Here is an 18,353-nt window from a genome sequence, read left to right on the forward strand (position 1 = left end):
TCAAAGAAGAAGGAGATTACAGACATGCTAACAAAATGGGAGACATTTTTCTTATTAGCAATGACGCTTCCAATTATGGGGCATATCGTAATTCTCCCGTTAATGCTCGATGTTGCCGGGAGAGACGCTTGGATTTCCATATTTATATCACTTCCGGTAGCCTTTATGTTCGCAATCGCCATTTATCGCTTGAGACTTAAATACCCAAAACAAAATATTTCTGATATGCTTCACAATTTACTAGGAAAACCTTTCGGAACGTTGATCATGATGGTTTTCATTATCTATTTTTTATTTTTAACAGTCTTTTCTTTCGCTTTGTTGGTTGATTTCGTCTACATTGCTTTTTTGCCCGAGACACCCCGATTGGCTATACTGGTTTGGTTTTTGATTTTTTTTGTCTATGCATCTATAAAGGGTATTAAAAGAATCGCCTTAACAGCAGGTATATTAGCCATGATTGCTTTGGTAACAGGGCATACAATCACGCTTTTAGACACGCGGATGAAAGATTGGAGTCAGCTTCAACCCATATTTGAATTTGGTTGGAGTCCCACTTTATGGGGAGCTTTGCTACTTGTTAGTATATGGATTGAATTGTTGCTGCTTTTATGTGTGCCCATTCAAAACATTCGTGAAAAAAGAATGTTTTTACTATGGAGTATGGGGATTTTGTTAAATGCGCTTATGATGTTTTCGACAACTACTGGTAGTATTGCGATTTTCGGATTAGGTCAGGCTGATAATTTTGTATACCCGTCTTTGGAGTCAGTACGAATCATTAGTTTGGGATTCATTGATCGTTTTGACATATATGGATTAATATTAATGGCTGTAGGGTCATATATACGCTGCAGTCTATACTTTCGAATCTCCTATGACATAACTGTATCAAAGGTTTCCTCAAAGTGGATAAGAAGATTTTGGTTTACTGGGTTTGTTTTACTCGTATTCCTTGGTACGAACTATTTGTCAAAAGAACATTTTCGGTTAGAAAAAATGTTAAATATATACGCATATATGGTTATCCTGTTACCTATTCCTTTTTTGTTATTAGGTCGCTCTTATTTAAAAGAAAAAACAAGGCAGAGTTAATTCCCGAAAAGGGAGAAGGGATGCTTATTGATTTTACCTTTTCTTCTATCTTTTTATTGCCGGCAGAGGCATTCTCTTAAACAGTGACTTCAACATCATTACTGCACTTCAGAGAACTAAAAAAATACCGGAATGTTATTTAGGTGTTTAGATTTGAACCTCATGATGGCGATTTCCCATACAACAACGTGTAGTGTTTAAAAAATGTAACAATGTTGTTTGAACATGAAGTGAATAATAAACGGCAATTAATGTTCCAATTCTATTTTCTATGTATCTGTATTAGTTTTTTGTAAATATGGAGTTTGTATAAACGTATAAAGAGCCAGTTTTAAGTGATTTTTTCAATAACATGCTCAGTCATTTTCCTGCTTTTTTACATCGTTAGCAATAACAACTAAATGATGAATTGGATCAATCGTATGTTTATAGTAGTTGTAGGCTCTAGATGAAGTTTTTAAACTCAGTAATAAATCAAGGCTTAACTTTAACTGATCTAAATTTCCTCCTTCTTTTACGAATAATTCTAACTTTTCAGCTATCAATTTCCCTACTGTATTATCTAAATCTTCAAGATTAAGTAATGATTTTATTTTTATCGTTTCTGGGGTGTTATCTTTACGAAAACATTGTCCAGGGATCTGTTCCCATAGGTTTTCCCACTCATCCAACAATCCAATTTCATTTAAAAAGAATTTTTGTAAACCACATAGCCACGCAGTACAACTTGTATTTCTGTTTTGGCATCCTATACCGTCCTGTAAAAACTCACACCCTTTGCAACAGGAATTTCCACTTTTTATACAAACCTCACAAATATGATGGGATCCAACTGTTTGAAGTACCTTCACTCCATGCTGGATAATATCCACTCTCTTTATTTCAATACTCAACTTACTCGCTCCATCCGTAATTGATTATTACACTAAGAAGTAATCAATTTTTATAAAATCTTATCATGCATTGCCGGTAGGACCCCTTAAGAGAGGTTCCGTTAAACATTTAACGAGCCAATTTTAAGTACTTTCTTAACATGCTTTGAGAAAAAAGGAATTTTGGTTATTTCTTCCTGAATTCTCTTGCATCGCTCTTTTTACTCAGAAAATCACAAAAAACTTAAATTGAATTACGGTAGGACATCTTATCCTACCGTTGTTCAGTGTCGTTTTCTTGTTTTTTTACATCGTTAGCAGCTATATAGTGATCAACTGGGTCAATGGTATGTTTATACTGATATGCTTTCGATGTAGTGGTTAAACTTAATAATAAGATAATAAAGATAATGACTAAGCTTACAATGAACACAATCGCCATCATTATAGTTCCTCCTCAAATATTTATATAACTAAATGTACATGACCATACTAACTTCTATATAAAAGATGAATATTTTCTGAATTTCTAAGCTCAAAAATAAGGTTAAACTTTCTTTCTAACTTTTCTAAATTTCCTCCCCCTTTTACAAATAATTCTAACTCTTCAGCCGTCTTTTTTCCCACATTACTATCTAGCCGTTCAAGATTAAGTAATGATTTTATTTTTATCGTTTCTGGAGTGTCATCCATACGAAACCATTTTCCAGGCACCTGTTCCCATAAGTTTTCCCACTCATCTAATAATTCAATTTCATTTAAAAAGAATTTTTGTAAACCACATAACCAAGCACTACAACTGGTATTTCTTTTTTGGCAACCTAAACCATCTTTTAAAAACTCACACCCTTGACAACATGAGTTGCCGCTTTTTATACAAACCTCACAAATATGATGGGACCCAACTAATTGAAGTACCATCAATCCATGTTGGATAATGTCTTCCCTCTTTATTTCTATACTCAACTTACTCGCTCCATCCGCAATTAATATTTCTTACCCAATCCAACTATTCCAAACAGGACATTATGTAACCAACATCCCCATGTCTATGAACGATAATCCTTCCTGTATGGTCTGTCTCTTATTACATTCAGTAGATGGCTACATAAACTACTTGGTCTATTGTATGACGTTCAGCAGTAGGAAAAGAGCAGATATCGCCGTCTCCAACGCCATCTTGAAATTGACTACTTATATTCTGACAAGATAGAGACACATACTCTATCGTTGTTCTAATTTTTGCTCCTGTACTTTATTACCTTCTGGTTTGTGATTAATTGGGTCAATAGTATGTTTAAATTTGTAGGCTTGGATCACAACCTCAAAACTTATTATTGAAATGATAATAATAATGATACTGCATACGAAAACTGTAATTGCCATTTCAGTCCCTCCTAAAGTACTAATAAATAAAACGGGATGCATCTTTACGGAAATATGATTCAGGGATCCGTTCCCGTAAGCTTTCCTACTCATCCAACCATTCAATTTTCTTATAAAATGAATGGTTGTAAACCAAAGACACAGTCATTAACCAGTATTTCTCTTCCACCTGAAATTTCTTTTGACATTAATAAGGAAATAGTGTACATTCGTATCATGGTATATTCAAATAATCAGATATAGTGATATATAAAATAGTATAAATGAAGAAGGGTTAATTATGCAACATAAATGGTTTTTTACTGGGAGATATAGTGGGTATTCTTTACAAAATTTTCAAAAGGATCTTTTGTCTGGTTTAGTCGTTGGGGTCATTGCTATACCTTTGGGTATGTCATTTGCAATTGCTTCTGGAGTTAAGCCGGAATATGGAATATATACTACAATCATTGCAGGTATTTTAATTTCCCTGTTTGGTGGGTCAAAGTATCAAATTGGTGGACCTACAGGAGCTTTTATTCCCGTTTTATTTGGAATTGTCATGACCTATGGGTATGACAATTTATTAATTGCTGGATTTCTTGCAGGTATTATCCTATTTTTAATGGGAATCTTTAGACTTGGTTCATTGATTAAGTTTATTCCAAGGCCTGTGACTATAGGCTTCACATCAGGAATAGCCGCCATCATTTTTGTGGGTCAGATTGCTAATTTTCTAGGTCTTACAGGGGTAGAAAAACATGAAACTTTTTTAAGTAATATCAGAGAAATTATCATTCATATTCAGTCCGTTAATTTTTTTAGTGTTTTAACTGCTGGAATATGCCTTATTGCGGTCTTATTAACTCCTAAACTTTTTCCGAGGATTCCAGGTCCACTTATAGGATTATTATTTTCTACAGTAATAGCCAGCATATTTTATCCTACTCAAGTAGCAACAATTGGCTCAACATTTGGTGAGATTCCAAGTAACTTACCTCATTTTGATGTACCTGAATTTACTTTTGAGCGCGTACAACAATTAATTGGTCCAGCTTTTGTAATTGCTTTACTTGGGGGTATCGAATCTTTATTATCTGCAGTGGTCGCTGATGGTATGACAAATAGTAAGCATAATAGTAATCGGGAATTAGTGGGTCAAGGTATCGCTAATATGATTACTCCTTTATTTGGTGGAATTCCTGCAACAGGAGCCATAGCAAGGACAGCAACAAATATCAAAATTGGTGCCATCTCGCCATTTTCCGGAATGATACATGGGATTGTAGTTTTGATAGTATTAGTACTTCTTGCTCCTTATGCATCAAGTATCCCCTTGGCCAGTATGGCCCCTATCTTAATGGTAGTAGCTTGGAACATGAGTGAGAGACATGTATTTTATCACGTGTTAAAAACAAAAACGGAAGATTCATTGGTTTTAGTTGTTACTTTTTTATTAACGGTCTTTGTTAATCTTACAGTTGCAGTTGAAGTAGGGCTTTTATTAGCAGTAGTTTTATTTACTAAACGAATGAGTGATATGATGCTAACCGTCAAGGCACTCCCTAACCCAAACAATAAACATAAAAAGGTTGAATCCCATATGGTGACAGCTGCTCGTGACTGTCCTCAAATTAGTATTTATAATGTAGAAGGTCCTTTGTTTTTTGGAGCTGCTCAAGCGTTTGAACACTCAATAATGAATACGATCAACTTTAAACCGAGGGTTTTACTCTTAAGAATGGGAAAAGTCCCTTTTATGGATACAACTGGCGAATCTTATTTATCAAGTATCATAAAAGATTTTTCAAAACATGGGATTGTATTGTTTTCAGGTATTAAACCTCAGCCTACAAGTATGTTAAAAAAGACGGGTTTATATGAATGTATAGGAGAAGAACATTTTTTTGAACATACTGGAGATGCAATAAATTTTGCAATTAAACATCTAAATAAGGACAAATGCCTTGGATGTAAACATTTTGCCTTTAGGGAATGTACGGTCCTTTCTGGTGCACATGAGAATATGAAAGAAAAAGAGGAAGTAGTTACAACATCTTAATTGTATCTAGAAAGTGAGGGAAATATATTGAACTTAGAAATGCAACAGTTTAAAGCTGAATTTTTTAAAGCTCTTGCTCATCCTCTTAGGATAAAAATTCTTGAACTTTTAGTTGAAGGAGACAAAAATGTAAATGAAATCCAGAATCTTATTGGAAGTGAAGGTTCAGCAGTATCACAACAATTAACTGTATTGAGAGCAAAAAATATAGTTACAGGCACCAAAGATGGTAATCGGGTAATTTATTCCTTAAGAGACCCCATGATTATTGAACTGCTAAATGTTGCTCGTCAAATTTTTAATAATCACCTTGTTGATACGATCTCCATGTTAGATAAATTCAATGGTAGCGATAGTGACAATATATAAGAATAGGCGATAAATGAGGCGCGAAAATGTCAATTATAAGACTATGTTATCGTTGCAAGGGCAAGGGGAAAATTAAAACAAAGATTCCTTTTATAAATTTGAAGTGCCATGTATGTAATGGAATCGGCAGGATAAAGGGTGTTAGAAAGTAATTGATTCTTATTCTCAATCTATCGCTAACATTTTTACATGAAATGAATGGTCATATATTTTAATGAAGCAAAAAGCCCGTTTGTTTCACGCTAAAAAGGAAACGGGTGCCTTTTGTTTTTTAAGAAAATTTATTATTAGGATGCCCCGACTACCTTGTTTAAGAAAGATTGTATACTCAATTACCATTTCCCTATTTAGGCGAAAGAATAATACTATATAAAAAGGAAAAATGAGGTGTAATCTAATGATTAAATCTAAAGCACGAATAACAGCTATTGGTACCTATGTTCCTAAGAAGAGATTCATTGAATGATGACTTAGAAAAGATGGCAGATGCTAATGATGAATGAATTGTCCAAAGGACTGGTATAAAGGAAAAGAAAATGGCAGAAGACGAAGAAGATGCTTCACATAAGCTTTTAATGCTCTAGAAAATCTGGTTGGAAATATATTTCGTGCAAACCCCAGATTATCCTTGAACTACAGATATTTGTTAACGGCGATTACTATATTTCCCTCTTGATCAACTAGTATGTATTGTTCTTAACTTAGACTTGTTATGATCAGAAGAATTTTTATGATTCGACTACTTTCGGAAGGTTCATTCAACAAATTTCGTCATTTTCTTTTTAGTATTGGTGAACAGGGGTAGATGATGGTAATAAATTATTTTATGTCGTAAAAAGGGTACGGCTTAATGTTTTATAGAAAATTGAACTGGAGTTGATAAAATGAACATTACTGGATACGGAAAAGCCACAAATCAAGCAATCAAAAACTTTGAGCGATATATTGATTTTGAAATTCCCGCCGATTATAAACAATTTCTCCTTGAATATAATGGAGGTACTACTACTGTGCAACACAGTAAGTTTTATGTAGATGCGTTAGATACACTGGTTTCGTTACAAGTATTATATGGAATAGATATGAATGAAAAAGAGCTGGATTTGATGAAATGGCATGAGGAGTATAAGAAAGACTTACATACGAATTGCATCATAATAGGTAGTGATACGTGCGCAGGTAAAATCCTGTTGATAAATAATAATGAGGAAAAAGGGGTATACTTCTGGGATCAAGGGTGGTATTCGGATCCATCAAGCCAGGACGAAAATATCTATAAGGTTGCAGATAGTTTTAAATCTTTTATTGAAGGACTGAAGATCCCGAATTAAATCTAATTTTATTTCCCTTGATTGGTTATAACCTTTCAAATTTTTTATACGGACCATTGCTAGTATTGGCGATAATTATCCCATTTACATCTATATTATCTAGCCTCTCCAAGTGATACTCATCCGAACCTCTAGGGAAAAGGGAGTTTTCTTTCCTATTCCTTGGCATCTACAAACAACGAAGCAGGATCCCAATTTTCGGGATGCACTGCTTTGTTTAGGTATTCTACGCATTCATCATTAGCTCGATAACTTCTTACCATTCGGTAAATCAAAATCAGCATAGTCCTCAACCCTTTCGATTTTACCAACCAAAAAAATGTAGGACAGGGCTCCTGCAAAGGTTATACAGGCAATAAAGGTAAGTGCGGGAGCAAAATCACCGCCCTTGGCCAGGAAGCCAATCACAATCGGTATAATAATGGATGCTGTACCACCAATGAAATTGAAGGTACCTCCAGCAATCCCAATCAGCCTTTTTGGGGCAAGCAATGAAACAAACACCCAGGTGATGGAAGCGAAACCGTTTCCAAAGAAGGCGATACACATGAATAAAATAACTAGATTCGTATTGTCAACGAAATTCGCTCCAATGATTGAAGTGGAAAGCAATAATCCTGATATTACCGGAACTTTTCTTGCAATATCCGCAGATACTCCTTTTTTAACCAGGAAATCAGATAGGAAGCCTGCGAGTAAAACTCCGACAAAGGCCGCTAAGAATGGTAGGGAAGCCAGAAGACCAGACTTAATGAATGTTAAGCCTCTGTATTCAACAAGGTAAGTAGGGAACCATGTTAAGAAAAACCATAGTGTGGAAGCTACTGCAAACTGTCCTAAATATATTCCCCATAGTTTTCTGCTTGTAAGAACAGCCAAGAAATCTTTTTTACCTATTTTTCTAACAGGTGAATCATCATTTCCAGAAGAAGATTCAACGATAGCTCCACCTTTTTTGATATAATCCATTTCAGCCTTGTTTATGTTCTTACTATGCTGTGGATCTCTATATAAAACATACCATAAAATGGACCAAGCCACCCCTATGATACCTGTTACAATGAAAAGCCCTCGCCATCCTACGGACTGCTGGAGAAACACTAATGTTGGCGTTAAAAAGGCCAGTCCTACAAATTGACCAGATGTGTAGATGGAGATGGCTCTTGCTCGTTCATTTTCTGGAAACCAACTAGCCGCAACCTTATTGTTGGTAGGGAAGGCAGGAGCTTCGAACGCTCCAAGCCCGATCCGTAACAAGAAAAATCCTGAGAACCCGCTTGCAAAACCCTGTAGAAGCGTTGCGATGGAAAAGCCAGCTATTCCAAATGCGTGAGTTCTACGATTTCCTAGTTTTTCTAAAATCCACCCGCCTGGAATCTGCAGGGCACAATAAGTCCAGCCGAACGCAGAAAAGACTAACCCCATACTCACGGAATCCAATCCTAGTTCTTTTGAAATAAAAGGTGCTGCAATGGAAATATTACTTCGATCCATGTAGTTAATAATTACGGTGAAAAATAGCATCATTACAATTCCGTAACGAACTTTTGTCATTTTCTTATTCACTGTACTCACCTTTTTCATATGAGATGTTGTTTTACCACTCCGCGATACTACCGTCCTTGTGTCTCCAAACAGGGTTTCGCCAATTATGACCAATCTCCGTCATTTTTCTCACATGGTCTTCATTTATCTCGATTCCCAATCCTGCTCCATCCGGAATCTTCACATAGCCTTCCTCGTATTTGAACACTTGATTATCAATTATGTAATCCAGCAAATCACTGCCTTGGTTATAATGAATGCCTAGGCTTTGTTCTTGGATAAACGCATTATGGCACGTAGCATCCACTTGTAGGCAGGCTGCCAAAGCGATCGGTCCTAATGGACAATGAGGAGCAGCCGCCACATCAAAAGCTTCAGCCATCGAGATGATTTTCTTGCATTCTGTTATTCCCCCAGCGTGCGATAAATCAGGTTGAATAATATCGGCATATCCATCTGTAAGCAGCCTTTTAAAATCCCACTTAGAGTACATTCTTTCACCGGTTGCGATCGGAATCGCAGTATGATTCACAATTTCCCGCAAAGCCTCATTATTTTCTGGTAATACAGGCTCTTCAATGAACATCGGTCTGTATGCTTCCAACTCTTTTACAAGGATTTTGGCCATTGGTTTATGGACCCTTCCGTGAAAGTCAATTCCAATTCCAATATGTGGGCCTACTGATTCACGTACAGCTGCAATTCTTTCTATCACCTGATCGATTTTTTCATAGGAGTCCACATATTGGAGTTCCTCAGTCCCATTCATTTTAACCGCTGTGAATCCTTTAGATACCACGTCCTTAGCTGCTTCTCCAACATCGGAAGGACGGTCTCCGCCAATCCAAGAATAAACCTTAATAGACTCTCTAGCTTTTCCTCCAAGAAGCTGGTGGACCGGGGCGTTATAATATTTCCCTTTAATATCCCAAAGAGCTTGATCAATTCCAGAAATCGCACTCATTAAGATTGGTCCTCCACGATAGAATCCTGCTCTGTACATTAGATTCCAATGATCTTCGATATTAAGTGGATCTTTACCAATTAGATTTTCCATTAATTCATCAACTGCTGCTTTAACCGTTGCAGCTTTCCCCTCAATGACAGGTTCTCCCCAGCCTACAATGCCTTCATCAGTTTCTATTTTTAAAAATAACCAACGAGGTGGCACTTGGAATAATTCATAGCTTTTGATTTTCATAGTGAATCTCTCCTTAGTGTTTTATTAGTGGTTGATAGGCATTTTATGGCCTAAGAACGAATAGCAGAAACAAATGATTTGGCTTTTTGCGTCAATTCCATTAAGTACCTTTCATTTACTTCCTGTTTTGCATCGACGAGCGAGCTGCCAATTCCGAAACCAACAACTCCAGCTTTTTGGAACTCGGCTATATTGTCTAGAGTAACCCCCCCTGTAGGTAAAAGAGGAATATGAGATAACGGACCACGAATATCCTTAAAATAACCGGGACCAACGCTTGCCGGGAAAACCTTGATAATATCTCCTCCAATTTCATATGCTGTTAGAATTTCTGTAGGGGTGAAAGCTCCTGGTATACTAACCGCACCATATCTTTTCGTCATTTTAATGGTTTCTTTATGAACGGTTGGAGATAAGATGAATTTTGAACCTGCGAGGAGGGCTGCTCGGGCTGTTTCAGGGTCTAATACCGTACCAGCGCCCACCACCATTTCCTCGCCAAGCTCCTGAGAAATTAGTTCAATAGATTCTAGCGCATTAGGGGAGTTAAGTGTGATCTCAATTAATCTGATACCACCATCGCGCAAAGCCTTTGCAATTTTTAATGTATCCTCTGGCTTAGCCCCTCGGACAATGGATATGATTTTATTCTCAAAAATACGAGTAAGCGCATTCATTCTGAACACTCCTTTAACGGATTACATCCTCTTTATTAGTATGGTTCATATATTTTTCAAGTGTTTCTTTATCTGGAAGCCCTTCAATATCGCCATTTACAGTTGTAACAATTGCGCCTATCGCACAACCACGTTTTACCGCTTCATGAATAGGCAATTCATCCAATATCCCGGATAATACGCCAGCAGCGAATCCATCGCCAGCACCAATAGGATCAATTACCGTTGCGACCGGATAAGGCTGTACATAACCAGATTTATCTGAAGTAGAATAGTATGCCCCCTTTTCTCCTAGCTTCACGATCACTATTTCAGCACCTAATTGTTTACATTCTCTCGCTATCTGTTCACAATCTGTTGACTTGAATAAGTAGTATCCTTCCGAGATTCCTGGAAGAATGATATCGGACTTTGCTGCTATTTCCAATAACGTTTCTCTACCTGTTTGATCATCAAGAAGCGTCTTTCGTACATTGGGGTCAAATACAATTCTTTGACCATTTTTCTTGGCAATCCCTATGGCATGTAAAACGGTATTTTTACAAGATTCACTAAGGGCGGGAGTGATTCCAGTAAGATATAGGAACTTTGCTTTGGCTATATAGCTTTCATCCATATCTGCAGGGACCATTTTACTGGCAGCAGATTGATTTCGGTAATAGAAGACTCTTGAACTATTGATAGTTGTTCTTTCTCTTAAAAACAAACCTGTGGGTGCGCTTTCATCTTCTTTTACAAAAGAAGTGTCTACGCCTTCCCCCCGTATTCTAGAAAGGATACGTTTTCCAAGCTCATCCTTGCCTACTCTGCTCATCCAGCCTGTTTGATAGCCAAGCTTCGCTAATCCAATAAGTGTATTCGTTTCAGCACCGGCAACTCTCGAAGTGAAGTTCCGGTTGTATCGTAATTGTCCCGTTTCTTCAGCAGAAAATAAGATCATCGTTTCCCCTAAACTTACAACATCCATATGAACACCTCGTTTCATTAAAACTGACTATTCCCTGCATTTCCAATACTGGTTGCAACGTCTTTTGCGGTGGAAATCAATTTTCCTACGATAAAATCCTTTTGCTTAATCATTCTTTCTTTTGGACCAGCCACACTGATGGCTGCTTGAATGGTATGGTTGGTTCCATAAATCGGAGCAGCAAGACAGAATAAACCATCTTCATTTTCTTCATCATCTATCGAATAACCAAGCTCATTAAACAATGTTAGCTGCTGTTCAAGCCGCTTTTTGTCTGTGATGGTGTGCTCGGTGATAGGGCGTAATTCAAGACTATTTAGGATAGTAGTCCTTTGTTGCTGAGGTAAAAAGGCCAAAAAAGCCTTTCCGAGACCTGTGCAATATAAGGGTTTTTGACTTCCAGGCTGTGCAGTAGTACGAATAGAGCGGTTGTTATCAATTTTCGCAACATATACCAGTTCATTCTCTGATAACACCGCCATGAATACCGTTTCTTGAACATCCTCCATCAATTTTTTTAAATAAGGCAAGCCTTGAGAGGAAATATCCAACGAATCCATAGCAGCGCTACCAATTTGAATCAACTTTGGTCCTAACTTATATTTATTATAGGAATCGAGAGAGAGATATCCCTCATTTAACAACGTTCTGATGAGTCCAGAAGTACTGCTTTGTGGAAAAGACAAGGATTCACTAATTTCCTTGATGGTTAAACCAAGCTGTTCCTGGCTTAATAATTCAAACACTCTTAAAACTCTTTCTGCAGATTTAACGGACATTTTTTTACTCTCCTTTAAATCACATATATGATTTAATATCCTATATATGATTTTATGGTTTAATATTATCATAGGGATATTAAATATCAAGAATAAAATTTTTATTTTTCAAAAAATTTAAATTTCAAGCATGATAAATCCGTTAAGAATAATACTGATATCGACTTTCGCCAAAGTGCTATTCTGAGCAATAATTAAAGGGATGTAGCTTCCATTTACCTAGTCAGACGCATAGATGATATGTTACTTCGTCATCTCTACATATTAAATAAGAATAATGGAAAGGGTGCTTGACTAAGAACAAAAAGGAATTAGTAAATACTGTAGCAACTCAAGCAGAACCAGCAAAAGAAAACGCTAAAAAAACAGCGGGCCCATTGTTTAAACGATCTCCAACACTCTCGTAAAAAAAGGGAAAATCCAAGTTGTTGAATTCGGGACATTTGAATTACGTGATCGTGCAGCTCGAACTGGCAGACCCGCAAACAGGGGAAGAAATGCAAATTGCGGCATCAAAATTTCCTACTTTTAACCCGCGTAGGGAATTAAAAGAGGCTGTTAAACAGAAGTATAGTTGTTTGATATAAAAACACTCTGGGGTGCAGTTCATTTATGTGGCTTTTTTTTGTTGCATCAAAAAAAAGAAAAAGTATTTTAAAGTTAAAGGAGACAAACGATTTGTCAGGACAGTCTTTCCATTCCATAAATTTGATGTAGCGATTGGACTTCTTCATTGTGAGTGAGGTTGGGAAGGCGCGAAATGAACAAAAATTCAAATTGGAAATGTATAGCTGCAAACGGTAAGGAACTATGTTTTAAATGGGATGGGGATTGGCCGACTTTAAAGATTACCCTCACTGGAAATGACGGGTGATTAGCCTGTTCACAGATGCAAGCTGGCAAAAAGCCAAGTCTTACTTTGAAATTCAAAATGGAAACCGAATCCGTTTCTAAGGATAAAGAAGATGGCATGATCACTCATTCAAAAAAAGTTAAATAGCCTTTATAAAAACAGGTCTTGTTACGGATGTGAAAGGGGAGATAAGTCTAAGGCTACCATCGAAACTGTTGGAATATGAAAGAAATAGATCACTTCCTGTTTAAAATCGAACAGAAAGTGATCTATTTTTGTTTGAAAAACAATTACTAACTCTAAACGTGAATTTTTTAGCAGTCTCGTTCAATACAACAGAAATCATCTTTTTCAATCTGCCTAGGCTTTTTTTAGCTGTCCTTTACAAAGGGTACATTTTAATTTGAGCAGGGGCTTTTTTATTATAGATCTTTTTCAAGTACATTCATTTAACAAGTGCATAGGATAATTTTACAAACTGTGGACGTTGAGAATAAACATTTGCAAGGTTGCTGAAGATATTGGTCTAGAAAATCACCCTAACGTTGACCAATTTTTACGTATTGAACAAGGTCAAGAGGCTGTTCAAATGTCCTAGTTAATTAATACTTTTCTCTATAAAAGATAAGTCTATAATCATGGGGGATTTTTTACCGAATCCAATCAAGCAGTTAGTTTTTCCCTGATACAGCTCCGTTTTTTGATACAGGAGCATTTTTGCCTAATATAACAGAAAAGACAACTATCACAGCTATTACTAGTGTGAAAATTGTGATGGGTTCATCTAAAAATACTGTTGCAAAAAGAATCATCAAAAATGGTTGTAAGTATTGGACCTGACTAACTCTTGCTATGCCACCCATAGCCATTCCGCTATACCAAGCAACATATGCTAAAAATTGACTAATTACTGCGAGATAAATAAAACTAATCCATGCATGAAATGGGGCATGCACCATTTCAGTTGTCAGGTTTAACCCTACTGGAATAATGAAAAATGGAGCTCCGATCATTATTGCCCAAGAAATCACTTGCCAGCTACCTAATTCTTTCGCTAATTCCCCCCCTTCTGCGTAACTAAGTCCCAGTATGGCCACTGCTGCCAGTAAAGCAAAATCGGCAAACTGCAATTGGCCGAATCCAAGATGAAGTGCATATAAAATAACAGCTAAAGAGCTAACCATACTCGAGATCCAGAATTTAGGAGATGGTATTTCGCCTGCCCTGAAAATAGCAAATCCAGCGGTTGCTAACGGTAACAGGGCTAATTCCACAGCTCCATGAGAAACGGGCAACGATTCCATTGCCCAAGAAGTAAGGAGAGGAAATCCTAAAACTGCACCAAAAGCAACAATAAGGAGACGTTTGAATTGGCGAAGGGAAGGTAGTTTTTCTTTTCGAACAATCAATACTACGGCAACTAAAATAGCGGCTACAACTGTTCTTCCTAAACCAACGATCGTAGTCCCAAAATATTCTACGGCAATACTTGTAGAAGGGAGTGTTAAGCTAAAACAGATGACACCCACTAATCCCAAAATTAATCCAAATTTTTCTCTAGTTTCTCCCCGCATCTTTTCCAACCCCAATCTTTATACTTTGTATCACATCTGTACCATTTTTTTTACTAATAGTAAAAATAGTTTTGGTATAATTAACATACTATGAGTACATTCATTAAAAATAAACCATTTTTTTACCTATCTGTCCTGGTACAGTTGAAGGGAGATCAATTTATGAACTCGAAGTATATGAAGATAATGGAAGACATTAAGCTTAGGCTAGCAGATGGTTCGCTAATTGCAGGCAGTAAACTTCCTTCTGTTCGTCAGTTATCTGAGTATTTTTCATGTAGCAAAAATACAGTCATTAAAGCATACGTAGAACTTGAAAAAGAGCATTTGATTTATTCTGTTCCTAAAAGCGGCTACTATGTTGTGAATGAATATCAAAAAGCAAAGGAAGAAAATGGGGTGATTGATTTTTTGTCTGCCGGTCCAGATAAAAATGTTATGCCTTATGTGGAATTTCAACATTGTATGAATCAAGCAATTGACCATTATAAAGAAGAGCTTTTTACATACTCTGATCAACAAGGGCTTTACTCTCTACGTGTGCAGTTGGCGAAATATTTGCAAAATTTACAGGTTTTCACTCAACCTGAAAGATTAGTCGTTGTATCTGGGTCACAGCAAGCCCTTCATTTATTAGTTTCTATGCCATTTCCAAATGGAAAAAACAATATTCTAATTGAACAGCCTACTTATTTCGGGTTCATTGAGTCCATCAGTCTGCATCAAGCCACTACTTTTGGAATTGAATTATCAATGGAAGGGATTGACCTTGATCGTCTGGAATACATTTTCCGAAATAATGATATCAAATTTTTCTATATTATCCCGAGATTTCACAATCCACTTGGACATTGTTACACGAATAGCGAGAAGGAAAAAATCGTTGAGTTAGCTGAAAAATACGATGTATATATAGTGGAGGATGATATATTAGGAGACCTCGATCCAAATCCAAAATCAGATCCTTTATTTTCTTTTGATCCTTCTGGGAGAGTGATTTATATTAAAAGCTTTTCGAAAATTTTTCTCCCAGGGTTAAGGATTGGTACTGTCATTCTTCCTCCATTAATGATTAACAATTTTTTGCGATATAAATTTAGTTCCGATTTTAATAGTTCAGCACTTTCTCAAGGTGCGCTAGAAATCTATTTGAAAAGCGGTATGTTTAATAGCCATCTCAAAAAAGTTAAAGAGGTATATTGTAATAAAATGCAAATCCTTCAAGAAGCATGTGAATTATTGCTGCCGGCTAATACTTCTTTTTCTAAACCCACTTCCGGATTCTATCTATCCATCAGTTTGCCCGAGGATATGAAAGCAAAACAGGTAGTTCATATGCTAAACGAGCAGCATATATATGTTGATGATGCCTCTAGAATGTTTTTGGCAGAATATAAAAAGGAAAATCTGGTTCGATTATGCATCTCTCAAGTGAAAGAGAGTCAAATTAAACCAGGGGTAGAGCGATTGGCCCACTGCATTGCTTTAATTAATAGTAGAAAAAAACGTATTACTCCAAATGACTTTTTACTTATTTAGGACGGGGAAGTTATTCACTGCCTGTAGTGAAAAATAAAAGTTGCAACAAAGATAAAGAATAAAGAGGTAACTAGCACCGGAGCTTATACTCATTACGCAGGTACGAAGTTTGAGTTATAATAGTAAAAACATCCGTCTATATAGGGTAGATTTCAGTAAGCTTCTTGATTGAAATACATAAAAAGGATTGGTGAATAAGAATGGCAATAGTTGATGTTACGGTTATTCCTGTCGGTACACAAACTCCAAGTGTTAGCAGCTATGTGGCAGATATTCAAAGAGTATTAAAGCAATATGAAAATAAGGGAGAAATTCGTTTTCAGCTGACACCCATGAATACAATCATTGAAGGTGACCTGCCTAAATTGTTTGAAGTGATTCAAGCGATGCACGAAGTACCTTTTGAAAAAGGTCTTGCTAGAGTTTGTACGAATATCCGAATAGATGACCGTCGTGATAAAGAACGCAGGATGGAAGACAAAGTAAAGCGAGTGAAGGGCATGCTTGAGGAATAACAGCTTCTGTAAGTAATGGGTCTCGCAAAATGTAATGAGAATAATCCCTTGATTTTTTATCCGTGTATTAATTTGAATATTGTATTCGCAGGAAATAAACATCTAAAATTTACTTTAAACTGGTCAAAGGAAAAACTAATGTTTAAAGCCTTGGTATCACTGATTTCTCAGTTACCAAGGCTTTTTTATTATATAATGAATGGGAACCAGCTAGCAGATCTCATTTCATACCTTTCATATTAAATGTGCTTAATCCATACAACATCAATACTTTATTCTTCAAGTACCTCTGACACCTGAGCAATAGACATCTTCATGATTTACCTTGCAGAACTGTATGAGCATGAGTATAGGTAGTGATAATTACATATGAGGCGAGGCTCCAAACAAGCTATAGATGCCTTATAAACGTTCGCCATAAAGTTCTTTTTCTTCATTTGGATGAAAAAGAGTGAATCCTTTTGAACAAAACACAAACCTTCTATCTATCTCGAATCCAGCCTTATTCAAAACTTCTACTGTCCCATATGAACCAGTTCCAGCAAACCCGCAGTTACAACCAGATAGGTGAAGTTCATTTCCTTTTTTGTCTATAAGGATGAGATCGCTATCATGTAAAATATTATCTTTATTCATTTCTTTAACAATTTTTGCGATTTTAAAACGGTCAAAATGATCTTTAACTGCTTCGAATAACGCTATACTTTTATGGGTATCACCGCGGTCATCGCCAAAATCTTTTATGACGAATACTTCCCGCTCATATGATTCCTTATAAAGATGATACTTTTGGTAAGTGACGTCATTTTTTGTACAAATAAGTGGACCATTACTATCCAGTTTTTGATTAAACATTGCACCCCTCCTAAATAGTTAGTTTATAAAGTTTATTAGGAGAAAGAGAGATTAGTACTAAGAACCTGATAAGAGGCAAAATATTTTCATTTTCGATTCTCGTTTGTTTATTAATTGGAATGAAACATGATGCCGATAAGCTATGAATGGAACTGTTGATGAAATGAAATTGTGACGTCAAATTAAAAAGCACCAAAATAGGTGCTTACTAGTTATATATCTTCTTAAAGTAATGAACAAACATAATGTTCATGACAATTTCGACTATAGCATTAATACTAACATCGATAATAGTAGTTTCCTCAAGTGAATGATAAGGGGGAAAATAAGACAATATAAATAGAGCCAATGATAATTAAAAGTATGGTCCATAAGCTGTTACGTAAAAACAGTGGAATCATTAAGCCAAAAAAGGGTGAGAAGAAATCTAATTCTTTCCTTCCTCTATTTTTATAAATACCGACTAAAAGATAGATAGCAATCACATTGATAATAATAAATAAAATTAGATCAATAACATCCTATCCATTCATAAATGAAGGGTTATAAACTCCTGGCAGTGAAAACACTGTAAGTGCAACTAGTAGCCAAAAAGTTATCCGGTATCTTTTCTGTTGTTTGCTAGTTATTGTTCCTGCCTGTAAAGCCATGACGAGTTTGTTAATATTCCATATATACATTATTGTCTCCTTACGTATATTATCAGAAAAATTATAGAGGAGGGTCCATGTAAAAGCCATCTTTATTAAGATGG

17 protein-coding genes and 3 pseudogenes are annotated in these 18,353 nt (G+C 36.2%); 8 read left to right on the forward strand and 12 right to left on the reverse strand.

All coding sequences use genetic code 11. The annotated features are described in order from the left end of the window. Nucleotides 1-24: 24 nt before the first annotated feature. A complete protein-coding gene (locus tag IOC57_RS18145; protein ID WP_207439995.1) occupies nt 25-1,095 on the forward strand; it encodes a GerAB/ArcD/ProY family transporter in 1,071 nt (356 codons plus the stop codon). A 476-nt stretch (nt 1,096-1,571) separates the two neighbouring features. Here the strand turns inward: IOC57_RS18145 and IOC57_RS18150 are convergent. From IOC57_RS18150 to ytzI (IOC57_RS18165), 4 genes and pseudogenes are all read right to left on the reverse strand, one after another. Next, nucleotides 1,572-1,988, reverse strand: a pseudogene (locus tag IOC57_RS18150) (DNA mismatch repair protein); the annotation flags it as partial. A gap of 253 nt (nt 1,989-2,241) precedes the next feature. Beyond that, complete coding sequence (ytzI, locus tag IOC57_RS18155; RefSeq protein ID WP_309487729.1) at nt 2,242-2,412, reverse strand: YtzI protein; 171 nt, start codon at nt 2,410-2,412, stop codon at nt 2,242-2,244. Nucleotides 2,413-2,459: 47 nt separating this feature from the next. Then, entirely contained in the window at nt 2,460-2,933 is a 474-nt protein-coding gene (locus tag IOC57_RS18160; protein ID WP_207439996.1) for a DNA mismatch repair protein, read from the reverse strand. Nucleotides 2,934-3,191: 258 nt separating this feature from the next. Beyond that, nucleotides 3,192-3,353: a YtzI protein gene (gene ytzI, locus IOC57_RS18165; RefSeq protein WP_207439997.1), complete on the reverse strand. Its 162-nt coding sequence runs from the start codon at nt 3,351-3,353 to the stop codon at nt 3,192-3,194. Between the two features lie 280 nt (nt 3,354-3,633). Here ytzI (IOC57_RS18165) and IOC57_RS18170 point away from each other — a divergent pair, with 280 nt between their 5' ends. From IOC57_RS18170 to IOC57_RS18180, 3 genes are all read left to right on the forward strand, one after another. Continuing rightward, nucleotides 3,634-5,394, forward strand: a complete 1,761-nt coding sequence (locus tag IOC57_RS18170) for a SulP family inorganic anion transporter (protein ID WP_207439998.1) — start codon at nt 3,634-3,636, stop codon at nt 5,392-5,394. Between the two features lie 27 nt (nt 5,395-5,421). Beyond that, nucleotides 5,422-5,763 carry an ArsR/SmtB family transcription factor gene (locus tag IOC57_RS18175; RefSeq protein WP_207439999.1) on the forward strand — a complete coding sequence of 114 codons (342 nt, stop codon included), beginning with the start codon at nt 5,422-5,424 and terminating at the stop codon, nt 5,761-5,763. A gap of 884 nt (nt 5,764-6,647) precedes the next feature. Next, nucleotides 6,648-7,094 (forward strand): SMI1/KNR4 family protein, encoded by a 447-nt coding sequence (locus tag IOC57_RS18180; RefSeq protein ID WP_207440000.1) that lies wholly within the window; start codon nt 6,648-6,650, stop codon nt 7,092-7,094. A 240-nt stretch (nt 7,095-7,334) separates the two neighbouring features. Here IOC57_RS18180 and IOC57_RS18185 read toward each other — a convergent pair whose 3' ends face one another. From IOC57_RS18185 to IOC57_RS18205, 5 genes are read right to left on the reverse strand one after another with little or no spacing between them, the layout of a single operon-like run. Further along, the gene (locus tag IOC57_RS18185; RefSeq protein WP_309487730.1) at nt 7,335-8,660 is read right to left on the reverse strand and encodes an MFS transporter; all 1,326 of its coding nucleotides are present in this window, start codon (nt 8,658-8,660) and stop codon (nt 7,335-7,337) included. Nucleotides 8,661-8,691: 31 nt separating this feature from the next. Beyond that, nucleotides 8,692-9,840 (reverse strand): galactonate dehydratase, encoded by a 1,149-nt coding sequence (gene dgoD, locus IOC57_RS18190; RefSeq protein WP_207440002.1) that lies wholly within the window; start codon nt 9,838-9,840, stop codon nt 8,692-8,694. Nucleotides 9,841-9,890: 50 nt separating this feature from the next. Beyond that, complete coding sequence (locus IOC57_RS18195) at nt 9,891-10,517, reverse strand: bifunctional 4-hydroxy-2-oxoglutarate aldolase/2-dehydro-3-deoxy-phosphogluconate aldolase (RefSeq protein WP_207440003.1); 627 nt, start codon at nt 10,515-10,517, stop codon at nt 9,891-9,893. Between the two features lie 13 nt (nt 10,518-10,530). Continuing rightward, entirely contained in the window at nt 10,531-11,484 is a 954-nt protein-coding gene (locus IOC57_RS18200; RefSeq protein ID WP_207440004.1) for a sugar kinase, read from the reverse strand. 17 nt (nt 11,485-11,501) lie between these two features. Then, on the reverse strand, nt 11,502-12,263 hold the full coding sequence (locus tag IOC57_RS18205; protein WP_207440005.1) for an IclR family transcriptional regulator: 762 nt from the start codon (nt 12,261-12,263) through the stop codon (nt 11,502-11,504). A gap of 290 nt (nt 12,264-12,553) precedes the next feature. Here IOC57_RS18205 and IOC57_RS18210 point away from each other — a divergent pair. Beyond that, nucleotides 12,554-12,850: pseudogene (locus IOC57_RS18210) on the forward strand (HU family DNA-binding protein). 774 nt (nt 12,851-13,624) lie between these two features. Continuing rightward, nucleotides 13,625-13,708, forward strand: a pseudogene (locus tag IOC57_RS26030) (cupin domain-containing protein); the annotation flags it as partial. 79 nt (nt 13,709-13,787) lie between these two features. Here the strand turns inward: IOC57_RS26030 and IOC57_RS18215 are convergent. After that, nucleotides 13,788-14,690 (reverse strand): DMT family transporter, encoded by a 903-nt coding sequence (locus tag IOC57_RS18215; RefSeq protein WP_207440006.1) that lies wholly within the window; start codon nt 14,688-14,690, stop codon nt 13,788-13,790. Nucleotides 14,691-14,852: 162 nt separating this feature from the next. Here IOC57_RS18215 and IOC57_RS18220 point away from each other — a divergent pair, with 162 nt between their 5' ends. Beyond that, entirely contained in the window at nt 14,853-16,229 is a 1,377-nt protein-coding gene (locus tag IOC57_RS18220) for an aminotransferase-like domain-containing protein (RefSeq protein ID WP_207440007.1), read from the forward strand. Between the two features lie 200 nt (nt 16,230-16,429). Continuing rightward, on the forward strand, nt 16,430-16,744 hold the full coding sequence (locus IOC57_RS18225) for an MTH1187 family thiamine-binding protein (protein WP_207440008.1): 315 nt from the start codon (nt 16,430-16,432) through the stop codon (nt 16,742-16,744). 402 nt (nt 16,745-17,146) lie between these two features. Here IOC57_RS18225 and IOC57_RS18230 read toward each other — a convergent pair whose 3' ends face one another. Together IOC57_RS18230 and IOC57_RS18235 are read right to left on the reverse strand one after the other, a co-directional pair. Continuing rightward, on the reverse strand, nt 17,147-17,599 hold the full coding sequence (locus IOC57_RS18230) for a hypothetical protein (RefSeq protein WP_207440009.1): 453 nt from the start codon (nt 17,597-17,599) through the stop codon (nt 17,147-17,149). A gap of 521 nt (nt 17,600-18,120) precedes the next feature. Continuing rightward, on the reverse strand, nt 18,121-18,353 hold a 233-nt coding region (locus IOC57_RS18235), incomplete at its 5' end, for a hypothetical protein (RefSeq protein ID WP_207440010.1).

This window comes from Bacillus sp. SD075, assembly GCF_017355165.1.
Lineage (GTDB): Bacteria > Bacillota > Bacilli > Bacillales > DSM-1321 > Peribacillus.